This window comes from Sulfitobacter sp. 1A12157 (assembly GCF_043557345.1).
GTDB lineage: Bacteria > Pseudomonadota > Alphaproteobacteria > Rhodobacterales > Rhodobacteraceae > Sulfitobacter.
In genome coordinates this window covers 158,132-173,928 of sequence record NZ_JBIFFV010000002.1, presented here as the reverse complement: position 1 = coordinate 173,928, position 15,797 = coordinate 158,132, and the positions used below count along the sequence as shown (strand labels likewise).

Annotated in this window: 18 protein-coding genes; 5 read left to right on the top strand and 13 right to left on the bottom strand. The window is 62.6% G+C overall.

Annotated elements, in window-relative coordinates:
- Positions 1–71 precede the first annotated feature (71 nt).
- Both ACGYLC_RS04745 and ACGYLC_RS04740 read right to left on the bottom strand, forming a co-directional pair.
- On the bottom strand, positions 72–602 hold the full coding sequence (locus ACGYLC_RS04745; protein WP_067265571.1) for a hypothetical protein: 531 nt from the start codon (positions 600–602) through the stop codon (positions 72–74).
- Between the two features lie 16 nt (positions 603–618).
- Entirely contained in the window at positions 619–1,338 is a 720-nt protein-coding gene (locus tag ACGYLC_RS04740) for a 16S rRNA (uracil(1498)-N(3))-methyltransferase (RefSeq protein WP_394421944.1), read from the bottom strand.
- Between the two features lie 12 nt (positions 1,339–1,350).
- On the opposite strand from ACGYLC_RS04740, the gene ubiA reads away from it, so the two are divergent.
- From ubiA to ACGYLC_RS04720, 4 genes are read left to right on the top strand one after another with little or no spacing between them, the layout of a single operon-like run.
- The gene (ubiA, locus tag ACGYLC_RS04735; RefSeq protein WP_394421942.1) at positions 1,351–2,325 is read left to right on the top strand and encodes a 4-hydroxybenzoate octaprenyltransferase; all 975 of its coding nucleotides are present in this window, start codon (positions 1,351–1,353) and stop codon (positions 2,323–2,325) included.
- A gap of 59 nt (positions 2,326–2,384) precedes the next feature.
- A complete protein-coding gene (locus tag ACGYLC_RS04730) occupies positions 2,385–4,310 on the top strand; it encodes an OmpA family protein (protein WP_394421941.1) in 1,926 nt (641 codons plus the stop codon).
- Positions 4,297–4,620: a hypothetical protein gene (locus ACGYLC_RS04725; RefSeq protein WP_007118939.1), complete on the top strand. Its 324-nt coding sequence runs from the start codon at positions 4,297–4,299 to the stop codon at positions 4,618–4,620. Before ACGYLC_RS04730 ends, ACGYLC_RS04725 begins: the two co-directional genes overlap by 14 nt.
- A gap of 23 nt (positions 4,621–4,643) precedes the next feature.
- A complete protein-coding gene (locus ACGYLC_RS04720; RefSeq protein WP_394421939.1) occupies positions 4,644–5,039 on the top strand; it encodes a VOC family protein in 396 nt (131 codons plus the stop codon).
- A 9-nt stretch (positions 5,040–5,048) separates the two neighbouring features.
- Here the strand turns inward: ACGYLC_RS04720 and ACGYLC_RS04715 are convergent, their stop codons facing one another.
- From ACGYLC_RS04715 to ACGYLC_RS04670, 10 genes are all read right to left on the bottom strand, one after another.
- Positions 5,049–5,492 (bottom strand): molybdenum cofactor biosynthesis protein MoaE, encoded by a 444-nt coding sequence (locus ACGYLC_RS04715; protein ID WP_394421937.1) that lies wholly within the window; start codon positions 5,490–5,492, stop codon positions 5,049–5,051.
- Between the two features lie 3 nt (positions 5,493–5,495).
- Positions 5,496–5,741 carry a molybdopterin converting factor subunit 1 gene (gene moaD / locus ACGYLC_RS04710; RefSeq protein ID WP_394401920.1) on the bottom strand — a complete coding sequence of 82 codons (246 nt, stop codon included), beginning with the start codon at positions 5,739–5,741 and terminating at the stop codon, positions 5,496–5,498.
- The gene (gene pgsA, locus ACGYLC_RS04705) at positions 5,741–6,406 is read right to left on the bottom strand and encodes a CDP-diacylglycerol--glycerol-3-phosphate 3-phosphatidyltransferase (protein ID WP_394401923.1); all 666 of its coding nucleotides are present in this window, start codon (positions 6,404–6,406) and stop codon (positions 5,741–5,743) included. Before pgsA ends, moaD begins: the two co-directional genes overlap by 1 nt.
- Before the next feature lie 85 nt (positions 6,407–6,491).
- Positions 6,492–8,360 (bottom strand): excinuclease ABC subunit UvrC, encoded by a 1,869-nt coding sequence (uvrC, locus tag ACGYLC_RS04700; RefSeq protein WP_067265551.1) that lies wholly within the window; start codon positions 8,358–8,360, stop codon positions 6,492–6,494.
- Positions 8,361–8,645: 285 nt separating this feature from the next.
- Positions 8,646–9,425, bottom strand: coding sequence for an SDR family oxidoreductase (locus tag ACGYLC_RS04695; protein ID WP_394421935.1), 780 nt, complete (start codon positions 9,423–9,425; stop codon positions 8,646–8,648).
- Positions 9,426–9,437: 12 nt separating this feature from the next.
- On the bottom strand, positions 9,438–10,397 hold the full coding sequence (locus tag ACGYLC_RS04690; RefSeq protein WP_394421934.1) for a calcium/sodium antiporter: 960 nt from the start codon (positions 10,395–10,397) through the stop codon (positions 9,438–9,440).
- A gap of 167 nt (positions 10,398–10,564) precedes the next feature.
- Positions 10,565–11,362, bottom strand: coding sequence for a S49 family peptidase (locus tag ACGYLC_RS04685; RefSeq protein WP_394422245.1), 798 nt, complete (start codon positions 11,360–11,362; stop codon positions 10,565–10,567).
- Between the two features lie 59 nt (positions 11,363–11,421).
- A complete protein-coding gene (locus ACGYLC_RS04680; RefSeq protein ID WP_067265544.1) occupies positions 11,422–12,183 on the bottom strand; it encodes an ABC transporter permease in 762 nt (253 codons plus the stop codon).
- Positions 12,180–13,109, bottom strand: coding sequence for an ABC transporter ATP-binding protein (locus ACGYLC_RS04675; protein WP_394401934.1), 930 nt, complete (start codon positions 13,107–13,109; stop codon positions 12,180–12,182). The genes ACGYLC_RS04680 and ACGYLC_RS04675 overlap by 4 nt, the downstream gene beginning before the upstream one ends.
- Positions 13,110–13,172: 63 nt before the next feature.
- A complete protein-coding gene (locus ACGYLC_RS04670) occupies positions 13,173–13,697 on the bottom strand; it encodes a CoxG family protein (protein WP_394421933.1) in 525 nt (174 codons plus the stop codon).
- Between the two features lie 103 nt (positions 13,698–13,800).
- Here ACGYLC_RS04670 and ACGYLC_RS04665 point away from each other — a divergent pair, with 103 nt between their 5' ends.
- Entirely contained in the window at positions 13,801–14,781 is a 981-nt protein-coding gene (locus ACGYLC_RS04665; RefSeq protein WP_394421932.1) for a DMT family transporter, read from the top strand.
- On the opposite strand, the gene ACGYLC_RS04660 is transcribed toward ACGYLC_RS04665, so the two are convergent.
- Entirely contained in the window at positions 14,778–15,743 is a 966-nt protein-coding gene (locus ACGYLC_RS04660; RefSeq protein WP_394421930.1) for an NADPH:quinone oxidoreductase family protein, read from the bottom strand. The two genes, ACGYLC_RS04665 and ACGYLC_RS04660, sit on opposite strands and share 4 nt — an antisense overlap.
- Positions 15,744–15,797: the final 54 nt, after the last annotated feature.

The window sequence follows — 15,797 nt, the reverse complement described above, 5'->3', positions numbered from 1 at the left end:
CGTCTTGGGTGTCTTCTAAGATGTCGACATGGCGTCGCGTCTAGCAGGGATGGGCGGATTTTCCGGGGCTGTCAATGCAGCAAGACATGCGCCGGGCGCAGCGGCGCGCGCTCCCAGATCACAACGGCGTCATGGCGGGTCTTGCGCAACTCAAAGAGCATCCGCTCGGTGCGCAGGCCCGGCAGGGCGGCGAAAGCGTCAAACAGCGCCTCGGATCCTGCGGCGTTCACCGGGATCAACAAAGGCGTCTCATCATCGCGCGGCTCAAGCCGCCAATGGGCTGGAAACATCTGCCGGTCGAGGCTCAACCGCTGCAACTCGCGCAGGGCGACCGTGCCGCCGGTCAGCGGGCCAAAGTAGGTGATCTGCCCCTCGACGACCTGCACCGCGCCCGCACCATCGCCCTGCCCGCGAAAACGCGCGCGTTGCACGCCGAGCCAGATCAGCGCGGCACCGCCCGCCAGTGCCGCATAGCCTGGCACCGCCAGCAGGAACCCCGGCCCCGCCACGAGCCAAAGGCCAAGGCCCATCAGCCCGCCGCCGACAATCGCTTCGCGCCAGCGCCAAAGCTGGTCGCGGGCGCCTTGGCGCAGGAAACTCATCGGGCCACCCTTTGCATCACCAATCTCCCAAGGCCTGCTGCCACATGGTCATCGCCGCCACCGCCGCCGTATCGGCCCGTAGGATGCGCGGGCCCAATGTCACCGCATGGGCGTGATCAAGACCGTGCAGCCGTTTGCGCTCGCCCTCGGAAAAGCCGCCTTCGGGGCCGATCAGGATGGCCCACGGCCCCTGCGCGCCCGACGGCAGCGCGCCGCTCTCCCCGGCCAAAGCCTCATCGCAGAACATGATCTGACGGCTGCTGTCCCACCGATCCAGCAGCCGGCCCAGCTTCTCGGCCTCGGCCACTTCCGGCACATAGGTACCGCCGCATTGCTCTGCGGCCTCGACCGCATGGGCCTGAAGGCGCGGCTGCTGCACGCGGCCTGCGTTGGTAAATTCGGTCATCACCGGCACGATCCGCGCGGCCCCCATCTCTGCCGCCTTTTCGACGATGAAATCGGTGCGGGTCTTTTTGATCGGAGCGAAGAGCAGCCACAGATCTGGCGGCATTTGCAGAGGCCGGGTCTGCTCGACACAGGTCAGCACCCCGCCGCGCTTGCCCGCCTCGGCGACCTCGGCCAGCCATTCGCCATCGCGCCCGTTGAACAAAAGCACCCCGGCCCCGACCGTGAGCCGCATCACCCCAAAGAGGTAATGCGCCTGCTCGCGCGCCAAAGGAACCGTTTGCCCCTGCCCCAAGGGCTGATCTACATACAATCTGATTTTCGCGTTCATAGGGCCAGATATATGCACAACCAGCCGCCTTCGCTAGATGCTACGCCCGATGCGCCTGTTGCCGATGCGGTGGCCGACAATTGGGTCGACCGTCACGCCCCGGCGGGGCTACGCCCCTACCTGCGGCTAAGCCGCGCGGATCGGCCCATCGGCACATGGCTGTTGCTGCTACCCTGCTGGTGGGGACTGAGCCTTGCGATCCTCTTCGACCAGTCGCCGCGGTGGGAGGATCTGTGGATTTTCGCGGGCTGCGCCATCGGCGCTTTCCTGATGCGCGGTGCGGGTTGCACGTGGAACGACATCACCGACCGGCATATCGACGGCAAGGTCGCCCGCACCCGGCTGCGGCCCATCCCCTCGGGTGCGGTCTCGGTGAAACAGGCGCTGGCGTGGATGGTGGGGCAGATGCTGCTGGCGCTGCTGATCCTGCTGTCCTTCAACCAAGCGGCCATCGCCATGGGCGTGTTGGCGCTGTTGCCGGTGGCTGTCTATCCCTTCGCCAAACGCTTCACCTGGTGGCCGCAGGTCTTTCTTGGCCTCGCCTTTAACTGGGGCGCGATGCTGGCTTGGACGGCCCACGCGGGCACATTGCATGCGCCTGCCGTGGTGCTCTACCTCGCGGGCATCGCTTGGACGCTGTTTTATGACACGATCTATGCCCATCAGGATGCCGAGGACGACGCGCTGATCGGCGTGAAATCCACCGCGCGGCTCTTTGGTGAGAATTCCGGCAAATGGCTGCGGCGCTTTCTGATGGCCACGGTGGGGCTGATGGGAATTGCCGTGATCTATGCCGGGCTGCCCCAAGCCTCGGTGCTGGCGCTGGCGCTGGCCCTTGGCGGGCCTTGGGCGATGGGATGGCATATGGCATGGCAGCTGCGCGGGCTGGATACCAAGGACAATGCCAAGCTATTGCAGCTCTTCCGGGCCAACCGCGATACCGGCATGATCCCGCTGTTGTTTTTCGCGGCAAGCCTGCTGGCCTGATTGCACCCCCGGCAGGACGCGCGTATCAAGTCTTGAGCTTAACAACCAGAAGACCGCCCATGCGCCTCTCCGCCATTTTCACGATCGCCCTGACCTTTGCAGCCGCAGCGGTGGTCTCTCTGGTGGCGGCGAGCTTTTCGGTGCAGCTGATCGAAGACACCTCGGAAATCGGCGTGCGTGACGCGCTGGACGCGCAGGGCATGACATGGGCCGAAGTGCAGGCCGATGGCTTGCAGGTCACCCTCGCCGGGATTGCGCCGACCGAGGCCGTGCGCTTTCGCGCCCTGTCGACCGCAGGCACCGTGGTCGACGCCGCCCGCGTCATCGACGAGATGGAGGTCGAGGCCCAATCCGGCATCGCCCCGCCGCGTTTCTCTGCCGAGGTGCTGCGCAATGACGCGGGCATCTCGATCATCGGCCTGATCCCCACCAGCACCGACCGCGAGGCGGTGATCGACGCCTTTGGCGACATGGCGGGCGACGCCTCGGTCACCGACCTTCTGGAATCCGCGGATTATCCCGCGCCCGAAGGCTGGGAAGACGCGCTGAGCTTTGCCGTACAGGCGATGGCCGACCTGCCCCGGGCCAAAGCCTCGGTCGATGCGGGGCGTGTGACCATCACCGCCATCGCCGACAGCGCAGCCGCCAAGGCGCAGATGGAACGTAAACTGCAACGTGCGGCCCCGCCCAGCCTGCGGCTGCGGCTGGACATCGCGGCCCCGCGCCCGGTGATCACCCCCTTTACCCTGCGGTTTGAGATCGACGAAGAAGGCGCGCGTTTCGATGCCTGCTCTGCCGATACCGAAGCCGCCGCCGACCGTATTCTGAAAGCGGGGATCACCGCCGGTGCGCCCGAGAGCGCCGACTGCACCATCGGTCTGGGCGTGCCCAGCCCGAACTGGGGCCGCGCCGTGGCGCTGACCATCGACGCGCTGCGCCGCCTGGGCCAAGGCAGCATCTCTTTTGCGGATGCGGACATCACCCTGCTGGCCGCGCCGGGCACCGCGTCCAACACATTCGACCGCGTTGTGGGGGAGTTGGAAAATGCCCTGCCCGATGTCTTTGCCCTCACTGCGAAACTGCCCAAGGTCGAAGACCCCGACGCAGGCCCGCCCGAATTCACCGCGACCCTCTCGCCCGAGGGGCAGGTGCAACTGCGCGGGCGGCTCTCGACCGAGGGGCTGCGCGATCTGGCCGACAGCTACGCGAAATCGCATTTCGGCTCGGCCAATGTCTATACCGCCGCGCGGCTGGACGAGACCCTGCCGGGCGATTGGGCCACCCGCGTCCTGACTGGGCTTGAGGCCATGGCCTCCCTTGCCAACGGCTCTGTCAAAGTCACGCCCGACCGGCTTGAGGTGATGGGCAATACCGGCAAAAAGGACGCCAATACCGCCGTCGCCTCACTTTTGGCCGACAAACTGGGCGAAAGCGCCGATTACAGCATCGACATCACCTATCAAGAAAAGCTCGACCCCATCGCGGGCCTGCCGACACCCGAAGAATGCGAAGCCGAGATCCGGGAGATCCTGAAGATCGGCAAGATCACCTTTGAGCCGGGCAGCGCCACGATCGACGCCTCCGCGCTCGGGACGATGGACGATATCGCCGAGGTGCTGAAAAACTGCGGCGACATCCGGCTGGAGATTCAAGGCTACACCGACAGTCAGGGCCGCGAATCGATGAACCTGTCGCTCTCGCAAAGCCGCGCGGAATCGGTTTTGAACGAATTGCGCGCGCGCCGGGTGTTGACCTCCTCCTTCGTGGCCAAAGGCTATGGCGAGGAAAACCCCATCGCAGACAACAAGACCGAAGAGGGCCGCGAAGCCAACCGCCGCATCGAATTCCGCCTGATCCAGCCCGAGGCCGAGACGCCCGAGGACGAAACAGCGCTGGAATCTGCCGAAGAAACGGGCGATACCACGGCAGAAGAGATCGGGGAATCCGACGAAACCGAAGAAGGCAGCGGTGATGAGCAGAACTGAGTTTGTCCTGGCAACAGCCATCATTCTTTTCGTGGCCTTCTGCATGGGATGGTTCGCCAATTGGCTACTGAACCGCTTTACCCGCGTGGCCGCCGACGATGTGGCCCAGCTGGACCGGATGAGCCAAGAGCTGCATGAGGCCGAGGAAACCCGCGATCAGGCGATCACCTATCTGCAACAACGCGAGGCCGAGTTGACCAATCAACTTGCCCAGACCGAGGCCGAGTTGCGCGCGGCGATGGACGGGCTGCGCGACGCCCGCCATGAGGCCGAGGAGATGCGCGCCTATATCGAACGTCAGAAAGCCTGACCCCAGACCTTGGGAGCCCTGCCATGGCCAAACTCGCCCACTCCATGATCCGCGTCTTTGATGAGGCGGCATCGGTGAAATTCTACGAAGACGTGTTCGGGCTGCAGATTGCGGACCGTCTGGATTTCGACGGCTTCACCCTGATCTACCTGCGCGATGCCGCGGGCGCATTCGAACTGGAATTGACCGTCAACAAGGACCGCGAGACCCCTTACGATCTGGGCGATGGCTATGGTCATCTGGCCTTCGTGGTCGACGACCTTGAAGCGGCGCGCGAGACCGCGATCAAGGCCGGTGCCACCCCGCGCGAGATCGTGGATTTCCGCCCCGCCGGAGAGACTGTGGCGAAGTTCTTTTTCGTGGCAGACCCCGATGGCTACCAGATCGAAGTCATCGAAAAAGGTGGCCGCTTCGCCTGAGCCGAAGGCTCACCAACGCTCCAGCGCCGCCTCGTCTTCGTCCTTTGCGGCGACCCAAGTGTCGCCCTCTGCCGTGATCTCGCGCTTCCAAAAGGGCGCGCGGGACTTGAGGTAATCCATCAAGAACTCCGCCGCCTCAAAAGCATGGCGACGGTGCCGCGCGGCTGTGGCGACCATCATGATCTGCTCCCCCGGCACCAGACGCCCGTAGCGGTGGATCACCAGCGCATCCTGCAGATCGAACCGCGCCATCGCTTGCTGCGCAATCTCACGCAGCGCCTTTTCGGTCATTCCGGGGTAATGCTCGATTTCCATTGCGCTGAGCGTGCCCGCATCATTGTCGCGCACCACGCCCGTGAAGGTCACGATCGCGCCGCTGCTTCCCTCGCCCTTGGCAAAGCGCGCGGCTTCCTCGCCCAGATCAAAGGGCGCCTCCTGCACCGAAACACGCATCGCTCAGCCCCCGGTCATCGGGGGGAAGAACGCCACCTCGCGCGCGCCTTGCAACGGGGCATCGAAATCGGTCAACTCCTGATCCACGGCGACCCGCAGCGCGGAAAGGTCGGAGAAAGCCATTTCGTAGCGCTCCTCTCGGCCCCGTAATTCTTCGACCAATTCGGCCACTGTGGCGGCTTGGCTTTCGACCTGTTCGCGGGGCAGGCCGATGCGTTCGCGGACCCATGCGAAATACAGAACATCCATTAGCGTGGCTCCTTCAGATGCGGCAGCGCCTTGCGCAGATAGTCATAGCCGGTGATGGCGGTCAGCACGGCGGCGACCCAGAGTAGCGCCAGCCCCAGCAGCCCGGCCCATTCCATTCCGGCGAGTTTCCAGCCCAGCCCCAGATGATCCTCGACCTCACCATCAAGGATCGCTTCGATCATTTGCTGGTCCATCCCGAAAACGCTCATCCCGAGGTAATGTTCGAACACGCCTTGCGAAAACAGCACCGCGATGGCGATCATTTGCAATGTCGTCTTCCATTTGGCCAGTTGCGTCACCTTCAACGTGCCGGCCACATCGCCCAGATACTCACGCAGGCCCGAAACAAAGACCTCGCGAAACAAGATCAGCGTGGCGGGCAAGACCAACCACGGCGACCAGCTTGAGAAGGCGACGATCACCATCAGCGCGATCACCACCATCGCCTTGTCGGCAATCGGGTCGAGCATGGCGCCGAGTTTGGTTTCCTGCGCCCAAGCGCGGGCAAGGTAGCCATCGAACCAATCCGTCACCGCCGCCCCGACAAAAAGCAGCAGGGCGAACCAATCAGCATAGGGGCGCGTAAAATAGAGAAACATGACCGCCACACCGGGGGCCGCGACCAGCCTGAGCAGGGTCAGGATATTGGGCAAATTCCATTTCATGACGTTATCCTATCTTGCGCCGTTCGTGGCTGAAAGGACGAAACCGCTCCGCCTGCGGGCCGTCGCCACCACGGGGCGGCCCGCCCTAGCCTTTTTCATGGAAATAGCCGTAGATGGTTTCTGCCAGCGCATCCGACACGCCCTCGACCGCCTTGAGATCGCTAAGGTTCGCGCGGCTCACTGCCTTGGCTGAACCGAAATGCGCGAGCAGCGCACGCTTGCGCGCAGCGCCAACGCCCGGCACGTCGTCAAGCGGCGTGGCGCTGACCCCCTTGGCCCGTTTGGCACGGTGGGTGCCGATGGCGAAACGGTGCGCCTCATCGCGCAGACGCTGCACGAAATAAAGCACCGGGTCGTTGTGGCGCAGGGCCATGGGGCGCTTGCCGACGCGGTGGAACTCTTCCTTGCCCGCATCGCGGTCGATGCCCTTGGCCACGCCGACCATGGGAATATCTTCGACCCCATGCTGCGCCATGATAGAGGCCACGGCACTCACCTGCCCCGCGCCGCCGTCGATCAGCAGCAAGTCGGGCCAAAGGCCGCGGCTGCGGTCCGGGTCTTCTTTGATCAGCCGTTTGAAGCGGCGGTGCAGCACCTCTTTCATCATGCCGAAGTCATCGCCCGGGGTCAGATCGTCACCACGGATGTTGAACTTGCGGTACTGGTTTTTCATCATGCCTTCCGGCCCCGCCACGATCATCGCGCCGACCGCATTGGTGCCTTGGATATGCGAGTTGTCGTAAACCTCGATCCGCTCGGGCGGCTTGGGCAGGTCAAAAGCATCGGCCAGCCCTTGCAAAAGTTTGGTCTGGGTCGCCGTCTCGGCCATCTTGCGGGCAAGGCTTTCGCGCGCGTTGCGTAGCGCCCCATCGACCAGTTCGGCCTTCTCACCCCGTTTCGGCACCAGCAGTTCGACCTTACGGCCCAACTTGCCGCTCAGCGCCTCGGCCATCAGATCGGGGTTCTCGATCTCGTTGCTGAGGATCAACTGCCGGGGCGGTTCGCGGGTGTCGTAGAACTGGCCGATGAAAGCCTCCAGCACCTCGGCGGCGTCGATCTCGCTCCCGATCCGAGGATAGTAGTCATGGTTGCCCCAGTTCTGGTTGGCGCGGATGAAAAAGACCTGAACGCAGGCCTGCCCGCTTTCCATATGCAGTGCGATGATATCGGCCTCATTCACCCCCTGCGGGTTGATGCCTTGGGCGGTCTGAACCTGCGTCAGGGCCTTGATCCGGTCGCGCAGGGCGGCGGCGCGTTCGAACTCCATCGCCTCTGACGCCTCTTCCATGTCCCGCGCCAATCGGCCCTGAATATCCGTCGACTTGCCACTGAGGAACCGTTCGGCATCGCGCACGGTCTCGCGGTAATCCTCTGCCGAGATCTTGCCGACGCAGGGGGCAGAGCAGCGTTTGATCTGATGCTGCAAACAGGGCCGCGTGCGGCTGTCGAACATCGCGTTGGAACAGTCCCGCAGCAAAAAGACCCGTTGCAACTGGTTCAGCGTCCGGTTCACCGCGCCCGCGCTGGCGAAGGGGCCGTAGTAGCTGCCCTTCTCCTTTTTCGCGCCGCGGTGTTTCTTGATCTGCGGGTAGTCGTGATCGGCGGTGACAAGGATATTGGGAAAGCTCTTGTCGTCGCGCAGCAACACGTTGAACTTGGGCTTGAGCTGCTTGATCAGGTTCTGTTCGAGCAGCAGCGCCTCGGTCTCTGTCTTGGTGGTCAGAAACATCATCGAGGCGGTATTGGCGATCATCCGCGAGATCCGCGCCGAATGGCCCGTGGGCCGCGCGTAGGACGACACCCGCGCCCGCAGGTTCCGCGCCTTACCGACATAAAGCACGCGGCTTTCCGAATCGAGCATCCGGTAGACGCCCGGCGAGGAATCGAGCGACTTCAGATAGGCTTGAATCACCTTTCGGCCTTGCGGCGGAGGGCTGTCATTGGGCGTGGTCATCTCAGGCGCTGATTCTCGTGCTTCGCTGCAATAGGACGGCAATGGGGGCAAGCTTTAACATGTCCACCAAACATGTGGATAACTCTGACGATAACTTCTGGGCATCTTGGATTTCTCTTTGTTTTTAACATGGTTCGCTGATTTGCCTAATTTTTAGGCGCAGCCATAATATCCTGATTTTGCTCATTCTTTTGTTTACCATGAAACAAGCCCCTGAAAACAAAAGGGTTTCGGTAACACTTTGGTTACATAGGTTAAGGACGTGCAAAACTTCCCGCATGTGCGTCAGTTTCGGGGGCTTTTAGGGCTTGTTTCCCATTGCAAATGCTCTCCCCCATCCGTGCAGATAAGCTGCCCGGTGACCCCCGGCGAATCGATAAAATATCCCAGTGCCGCCGTGATATCCTCGGGATTCGCGCCGCGGCCCAGAACCGTGCCGCGGCGCTGCGCGGCAAAGTCTTCGGGGTCTTGATGCGGGCCTTGCAGGGTCGGGCCGGGCCCGATGCCATTCACGCGGATCGCGGGGGCCAGCGCCTGCGCGCTGGTGCGCGTCATTGCCCAAAGGCCCATCTTGGCGATCGTGTAGGTGGTGAATTCTGGCGTCAGGTTGCGCACCCGCTGGTCGAGCATATTGACGATCAAACCACTGGCACGCGGCTCTCCCCCGGCGTCGGTTTCAGGCAACAGCCCCTGCCCCGCCATCGCCTGTGTCAAGACGAAGGGCGCACGCAGGTTGCTGCCCATATGGCGGTCCCAGCTTTCGCGCGTGGCGCTGCCGATATCGTCCTGCTCGAAAATAGAGGCGTTGTTGACAAGGCAGGTGATCGGCCCGCCGAGCGTTTCGGCCGCGCGGGGCAAAAGCGCCGCGGCTGCGGCATCGTCCAGAAGGTCGGCTTGCAGGGCCACGGCACGGCGACCCATGGCCGCAATCTCGGCGGCGGTCGCCTCGGCCCCGTCAAGCGAGGTGGCATAATGCACCGCCACGTCAAAGCCGCGCTGCCCGAGGTAGAGCGCCATGGCGCGGCCCAGACGTTGCCCGGCTCCGGTCACCAATGCCCGCCGCATCTGCCGCCCTCCTTAGATCAGGATGATAAACAAATATAGCCCGTAAAGCGCGCTCAGCACCACGCCCCAAAGCCGCGTGATATCGCGCCCCAAATAGACGAAGGGGATCAGCAAAAGCGACGCGCCCAGCATCACCCACAGGTCGATCCGCAGGAAGGCTTCGTCGACCGAGATCGGACCGACAAGGCTCGCAATGCCGATGATCGCCAGCAGGTTGAACATGTTGGAGCCGATCACATTGCCAAGCGCCACGTCCGCCTGACGCCGCAGCGCCGCCATCACCGTGGTCGCAAGCTCTGGCAGCGACGTGCCCACGGCCACCAACGTCAGGCCGATCACCGTGTCACTGACCCCATAGGTCTGGGCGATGATCGTGGCGTTATCCACCAACAGGCTCGCCCCCAAGGGCAGGCCGATCAGCCCGAGGATCAGGAACATCGCGATCTGCCAGCCCGCCATATCGGGGTCCGCGCCTTCGGGCTCCTCCTCTTCCTCTGCCGCACCGCTGCGGCAGGCGTGGCGGTGATCCTTGGCATCGCCGAAGGCGTCGTAAAGCATATAGGCCAGACCGGCGAGCAGGATCAGCCCCGCGATCCAGTCAAAGACGCCGCGGAAGGCCAACACGATGAACAAGAGCGAGGCCGCGATCATCTGGTTATAGGTCTTGCGGGTGCTGCATTCCGATGTGTGCATCGTCGCCAAAAGCGCCGGAATGCCCAGCACCATCAGGATATTGGCCGTATTCGACCCCACCACATTGCCAAGCGCCAGCCCCGGCACCCCATCCACGACTGCCTTGACCGAGATCAGCAACTCCGGCGCCGAGGTGCCAAAGGCCACGATGGTCAGGCTGACGATCAACGCGGGCACGCCAAGGCGCAGTGACAGGTTCACCGCCCCTTTCACCAGCGCATCCCCCGCAAACAGCAGGATCACGAGGCCAAGCCCCGAAAGTAGCCATGGCATCAGCATCAACGCCCTCCCTTACAGGCACAATCGCCTTTGCCAATACGGTAACGTCCGCAGTCACGGCATTTGGACCGGGTCAGGCGCTTGCCCCCCAGCCAATGCATCTTTCCGAACCAAGCGAGCAGGCCCATGGCCACCAGAAACAGCAGGACGATCTTGAAAACCATGGGCTAGAGTCCAAACCGCGCGAAGGCCGCGCGTTCCTCTATGCCCTGCACCGCGTCCTGCATCATCTGCACGCCAAAACGCGACAACAGCCCGCGCTTCACACCATAGCGCCGCAGCCTGACCTTGTCGCCAAAGCGCTCTTTCAGCAGTGGTTTCAGATGACCGATCCCGTCAATCAACCCCAGTTCGGCGGCGCGTTTCGCCAGCCAGATTTCCCCGGTAAACAGGTCTTGCCCCTCGGGCAGCTTGCCTGCGCGGCGGGTCTTCACATGGTCGATGAAATTCTCATGGATGTCTTCGAGCAGCAGTTTCAGCCGGGCGACATCTTCGGGGTTTTCCGGGCGGAACGGGTCGAGCATGGATTTGCTCTGCCCTGCCGTATAGACGCGCCGTTCGACCCCGTGTTCGCGGATGAACTCATGCACCCCGAAGGAGGCCGAAATCACCCCGATGGAGCCCACAACCGAGCTTGGGTCCGCGTAAATCTCATCCGCCGCCGCCGCCAGCCAATAGCCGCCAGAGGCGGCTACATCCTCGACAAAGGCGATGACGGGAATGTTCTTTTCCTCGGACAGCCGCCGGATGCGCGCGCCGATCAACGACGATTGTACCGGGCTGCCACCGGGAGAGTTGATCTCCAAGGCGACAGCGGCAGGCTTACCCTTGGCAAAAGCCTTTTCGATGACCGGACCCATGGTGGCATCGTTCAACACCGCGCGGCCCTGCGCGCCGATCATGCCGGAAAGCCGGATTACGGAAACGCTGGGCGGGGATTTCAGGAAGGGCAGCCGAATTCTCATGCCCTTCATGTAGAACGCCCACCCCGCGCAAACAAGGCGGAGGCCCAAGTTTCCTAGGCTCAGGCCCGCAGACGCCAGCCGGTGCGGAAAATCCACCAGATCACGCCGAGGCAAAGCGCCGTAAACAGCGCGATGGCGGCAAGGCTGGTGATGATCGGCACATCCGCCGCGCCGAAAAATGCCCAGCGAAAGCCCGAGATCAGATAGACCACCGGGTTGAAATGCGAGATCACCTGCCAGACCGGCGGCAGCATCGAGATCGAGTAGAAAGACCCGCCAAGGAAGACCAGCGGCGTGACGATCAACAGCGGCACCAGTTGCAACTGCTCGAAATTGCCCGCCCAGATGCCGATGATAAAGCCCATTAGCGCGAAGCTGATGCAGGTCAGGATCAGAAAGGCCACCATGGCGATGGGATGCTGGATCGTGATGTCGACAAAGAAGAAGGCCGTGATCAGGATGATCGTGCCGATAAAGAGCGCCTTGGTCGCCGCCGCACCGACATAGCCGATGACGATCTCGAAGAAATTGATCGGGGCCGAGAGCAATTCGTAAACCGTGCCGATGAACTTTGGGAAATAGATCCCGAAAGAGGCGTTGGAGATCGACTGCGTGATGACGCTGAGCATGATCAGACCCGGCACGATGAAGGCGCCGTAGCTGACGCCCTCGACCTCATCAATGCGGCTGCCAATAGCGGCGCCGAAGACCACGAAATAAAGGGAGGTCGACAGCACTGGTGAGATGATGCTCTGCGTGATGGTGCGAAAGAAACGCGCCATTTCAAAAGCGTAGATGGCTTTGATCGCGGTCCAGTTCATGCCGCATCCTCCTTGAGCAGGTCGACAAAGATATCTTCCAAGCTGCTTTGCCGTGTCGCCACGTCTTGCAGCACCAGACCGCTTTCCGCGACCTTGGAGAGCAGCTTGGTGATGCCGGTCCGCTCGGCATTGGTGTCATAGGTGTAGATCAGTGATTGCCCGTCGGCGGACAATTCCACGTCCGGCGATTGCAGCGCCAGCGGCACTTCGGTGATCGGCTCGGTCAGCTGGACTTCGAGTTGCTTCTTGCCCATCCGCGCCATCAGCGCGTGCTTCTCTTCGACCAGCAGCAATTCGCCCTTGGCGATGACGCCGATCCGGTCGGCGATGGCCTCGGCCTCTTCGATATAATGGGTGGTTAAGATGATCGTCACGCCCGAGGCTTTCAGCCCCGCCACGATCTCCCACATGTCTTTGCGCAGTTCCACATCGACGCCCGCCGTCGGCTCGTCGAGGAACAGCACCTTGGGGTCATGCGCCAGCGCCTTGGCGATCAGCACGCGGCGTTTCATCCCGCCCGAAAGCTCGCGGATCTGGCTGTTTTTCTTGTCCCAGAGCGAAAGTTGCCGCAGGATTTTCTCTAACACCGCCTCATCCGCCGGACGGCCAAACAGCCCGCGCGAGAAGCGCACCGTGTTGATGACTTTCTCAAAGGGTTCGAGATTGATCTCCTGCGGGACCAGCCCGATCATCGAACGGGCCGCGCGGAAATCATCCCGAATGTCATGGCCGCCCACGGTTACCTTGCCGCTGGTCGCGGTGGTGATGCCGCAGATGGTCGAAATGAGCGTCGTCTTCCCCGCCCCGTTCGAGCCCAGAAGCGCGAGAATCTCGCCCTTTTCGATCTGTAGATTGACCCCTTTTAGCGCCTCGAAACCGCCCGCGTAGGATTTACGCAGGTTCTGAATATCCACGATTGTCGGCATGGTCGTCTCCGCTTTGGTAAGGCGCGCAACCTAACCGGCTTTGCACCGGCTGAACAGATGCCTTCAGGTCTTGGCGCGACCGAACCAGCCCTTTTTAGCGGGCGCGTCTTCATCGGCGGCTTGCGCCTCCGCCTCCTGTTCCACAGCCGGGCCTTCGAGAGAGGATTGCAGGTTGTCGAAAAACTGATCCGCCATTTTCTTGGCGAAACCGTCGATGATCCGGCTGCCAAGCTGCGCCAGCTTGCCGCCGACCTTGGCCTCGACATCGTAACTCAGCTCGGTCCCGCCGTCCTTTTCGGCCAGCCGCACCTCCGCCCCGCCCTTGGCGAAACCAGCAGCACCGCCCTTGCCCTCGCCGGTGATGGTCAGCGCTTCGTTCGGCACCAGATCGGAGAGCGTGACATGGCCCTTGAACGTCGCCTTCACCGGGCCGACCTTTTGCACCACCGTCGCGTCATACCCCTCTTCGACCGAGCCTGAGACCTCTTGCGCGCCGGGTACGCAGGTTTGCAGCATCTCCGGGTCCAGCAATGCCGCGTAAACCTCGGCGGGGGTGGCGGCGATCTGGCGGGTGTCGGACATCTGCATGGCTGGCTCTCCCTTTGACGTATCGCAGCAGTCTAGCGAGTAATTCTGTGCAAACCAATGTCAAAGCGCTGGACCTTACGCGCCGGGCTGATAGGTCTTTGCCATGACAAGTAATTCCCATAACCGCGCCGGACTGGCGATCGGGCTGATCCTTCTCGGCGTCGCCGCGATTTCGGCCAATGACATGCTGATCAAACGTCTGTCGGGCGGCTATCCGCTGCATCAGATCGTCTTTACCCGCTCGGCCATCGGGATTCTGCTGGGGCTGGTTCTGGTCAAACTCGAAGGCGGGCTTCATCTACTCAAGACGCGGCAGCCAGGGCTGCATCTGCTGCGTGGGCTGCTCATTGTGATTTCAAATATGTCGTTCTTTTTGGCCATCGCGGCCCTGCCCTTGGCCGAAGCGACGGCGCTCTTTTTTGCCGCACCCCTGTTTATCACCCTCTTGTCGATCCCTATTCTGGGCGAAAAGGTCGGCCCTTTGCGAATGAGTGCGGTGGTTGTCGGCTTTGTTGGCGTGGTCATTATGCAGCGGCCTTGGGCCGGCGGGGACGCCTTGCAGGCGTCACGACTGGTGCTGTTCCTACCGGTTTTGGCAGCGCTGACCTATGCGTTGAACCAGTTGATGACGCGCAAATTGGGGGTAAGCACCAAGGCTTCGGTTCTGTCGGTCTATATTCAAGCGGTGTTTATCGTGGTTTCGCTTGGTTTTTTCGTGGTTGCTGGCGATGGCCGTTTTGTGGCGGGCGACAGCAGTGCATCGCTGGCGTTCTTGCTGAGGGCATGGGTTTGGCCTGCACAGGATGATTACCTGACCTTCCTCGGCATCGGCTTAAATGTGGCGCTGATCGGCTATTGCCTGAGCCAAGCCTACCGGCTGGGGGATGCCGCGACCGTGGCCCCGTTCGAATATATCGGCCTGCCGCTGGCGGTGTTCTGGGGTTTCGTGATCTTCGGCGACCTCCCGGTCTGGGAGGTCTGGGTCGGGATCGCGCTGATCCTCGCCTCTGGCCTGTTCGTCTACCTGCGCGAGCGCCAGAAGGCGCTGCGCGTGACCCGTTTGCAGGGCGGGCGGCGGGCTTAAGCCGCCACCTCCACCACCACCTTGCCCGTCGCCTTGCGGTCGCGCAGCAGGGCCAGCGCCTCGTTGGCCTGTTCCAACGGCATGACGTTGCTGACATGGGGTTTCAGCTTGCCCGCCGCATACCATTTGATCAGTTCGGCGAAACTGTCGGTCAGCACCGAAGGTTTGATCTTGGCATAGCCGCCCCAGTAAAAGCCCAGCACGGTGAGGTTCTTGACCAGCAGGATATTGGCCGGAATCTGCGGCACCTCGCCACTGGCAAAGCCCAAGGGGATCAGCCGCGCTTCGGGGTTGCAGGCGCGCATGGCGGCTTTGAACTGATCGCCGCCTACCGGGTCATAGACCACATCCGCCCCGCCCAATTCCTTGACGATGGCGCGGATGTCGTCGGTTTCGGAATTGATCAGGTGATCGGCGCCCGCCTCTTTGCAGACGGCCAGTTTGTCGGCGCCGCGCGCCACGGCGATCACCTCGGCCCCCATCAGCTTGCCCAGTTCCACCGCCGTCAGCCCGATGCCGCCCGATGCGCCCAAAACCAGCAGCCGCTCGCCCGGCTGCAACCGCGCCTTATAGTCCAACGCCACATGGCTGGTGCCATAGGCAATGAGAAAGGCCGCCGCGTCGACCGCCGTCATCTCTTCGGGGATCGGCACGCAGACCGCGGCCGGAATGGCGGCATATTCGGCCAGACCGTCAAACCCGGTATAGGCCGCCACGCGCTGGCCGACCTTCAGGTGCTCCACCCCCGCGCCCAGAGCGGTGATCCTGCCCGCCATCTCCATCCCCAGCGTGAAGGGCAGCGGCGGCTTTTCCTGATAGGTGCCTTTGATGATCAGCAGGTCGCCGAAGTTCAGCCCGCAGGTCTCGACCTGCACCAAAACCTCGCCCTGCCCCGGCATGGGCATCTCAAGCTCTTGCAGGGTAAGCGGTTCGTTATAGGCGGTGACTTGCATGGCGCGCATCGGTCTGTCCTTTCGTGCTGCTTTGGCCAGAAGAGGCCAGAAGCCAGCGCGCTT

Bases quoted from the DNA above. Each gene is read 5' to 3' on its own strand.
- ACGYLC_RS04745 (WP_067265571.1), bottom strand. From the start codon at position 602: ATGAGTTTCCTGCGCCAAGGCGCCCGCGACCAGCTTTGGCGCTGGCGC.
- ACGYLC_RS04740 (WP_394421944.1), bottom strand. From the start codon at position 1,338: ATGAACGCGAAAATCAGATTGTATGTAGATCAGCCCTTGGGGCAGGGG.
- ubiA (WP_394421942.1), top strand. From the start codon at position 1,351: ATGCACAACCAGCCGCCTTCGCTAGATGCTACGCCCGATGCGCCTGTT.
- ACGYLC_RS04730 (WP_394421941.1), top strand. From the start codon at position 2,385: ATGCGCCTCTCCGCCATTTTCACGATCGCCCTGACCTTTGCAGCCGCA.
- ACGYLC_RS04725 (WP_007118939.1), top strand. From the start codon at position 4,297: ATGAGCAGAACTGAGTTTGTCCTGGCAACAGCCATCATTCTTTTCGTG.
- ACGYLC_RS04720 (WP_394421939.1), top strand. From the start codon at position 4,644: ATGGCCAAACTCGCCCACTCCATGATCCGCGTCTTTGATGAGGCGGCA.
- ACGYLC_RS04715 (WP_394421937.1), bottom strand. From the start codon at position 5,492: ATGCGTGTTTCGGTGCAGGAGGCGCCCTTTGATCTGGGCGAGGAAGCC.
- moaD (WP_394401920.1), bottom strand. From the start codon at position 5,741: ATGGATGTTCTGTATTTCGCATGGGTCCGCGAACGCATCGGCCTGCCC.
- pgsA (WP_394401923.1), bottom strand. From the start codon at position 6,406: ATGAAATGGAATTTGCCCAATATCCTGACCCTGCTCAGGCTGGTCGCG.
- uvrC (WP_067265551.1), bottom strand. From the start codon at position 8,360: ATGACCACGCCCAATGACAGCCCTCCGCCGCAAGGCCGAAAGGTGATT.
- ACGYLC_RS04695 (WP_394421935.1), bottom strand. From the start codon at position 9,425: ATGCGGCGGGCATTGGTGACCGGAGCCGGGCAACGTCTGGGCCGCGCC.
- ACGYLC_RS04690 (WP_394421934.1), bottom strand. From the start codon at position 10,397: ATGCTGATGCCATGGCTACTTTCGGGGCTTGGCCTCGTGATCCTGCTG.
- ACGYLC_RS04685 (WP_394422245.1), bottom strand. From the start codon at position 11,362: ATGAGAATTCGGCTGCCCTTCCTGAAATCCCCGCCCAGCGTTTCCGTA.
- ACGYLC_RS04680 (WP_067265544.1), bottom strand. From the start codon at position 12,183: ATGAACTGGACCGCGATCAAAGCCATCTACGCTTTTGAAATGGCGCGT.
- ACGYLC_RS04675 (WP_394401934.1), bottom strand. From the start codon at position 13,109: ATGCCGACAATCGTGGATATTCAGAACCTGCGTAAATCCTACGCGGGC.
- ACGYLC_RS04670 (WP_394421933.1), bottom strand. From the start codon at position 13,697: ATGCAGATGTCCGACACCCGCCAGATCGCCGCCACCCCCGCCGAGGTT.
- ACGYLC_RS04665 (WP_394421932.1), top strand. From the start codon at position 13,801: ATGACAAGTAATTCCCATAACCGCGCCGGACTGGCGATCGGGCTGATC.
- ACGYLC_RS04660 (WP_394421930.1), bottom strand. From the start codon at position 15,743: ATGCGCGCCATGCAAGTCACCGCCTATAACGAACCGCTTACCCTGCAA.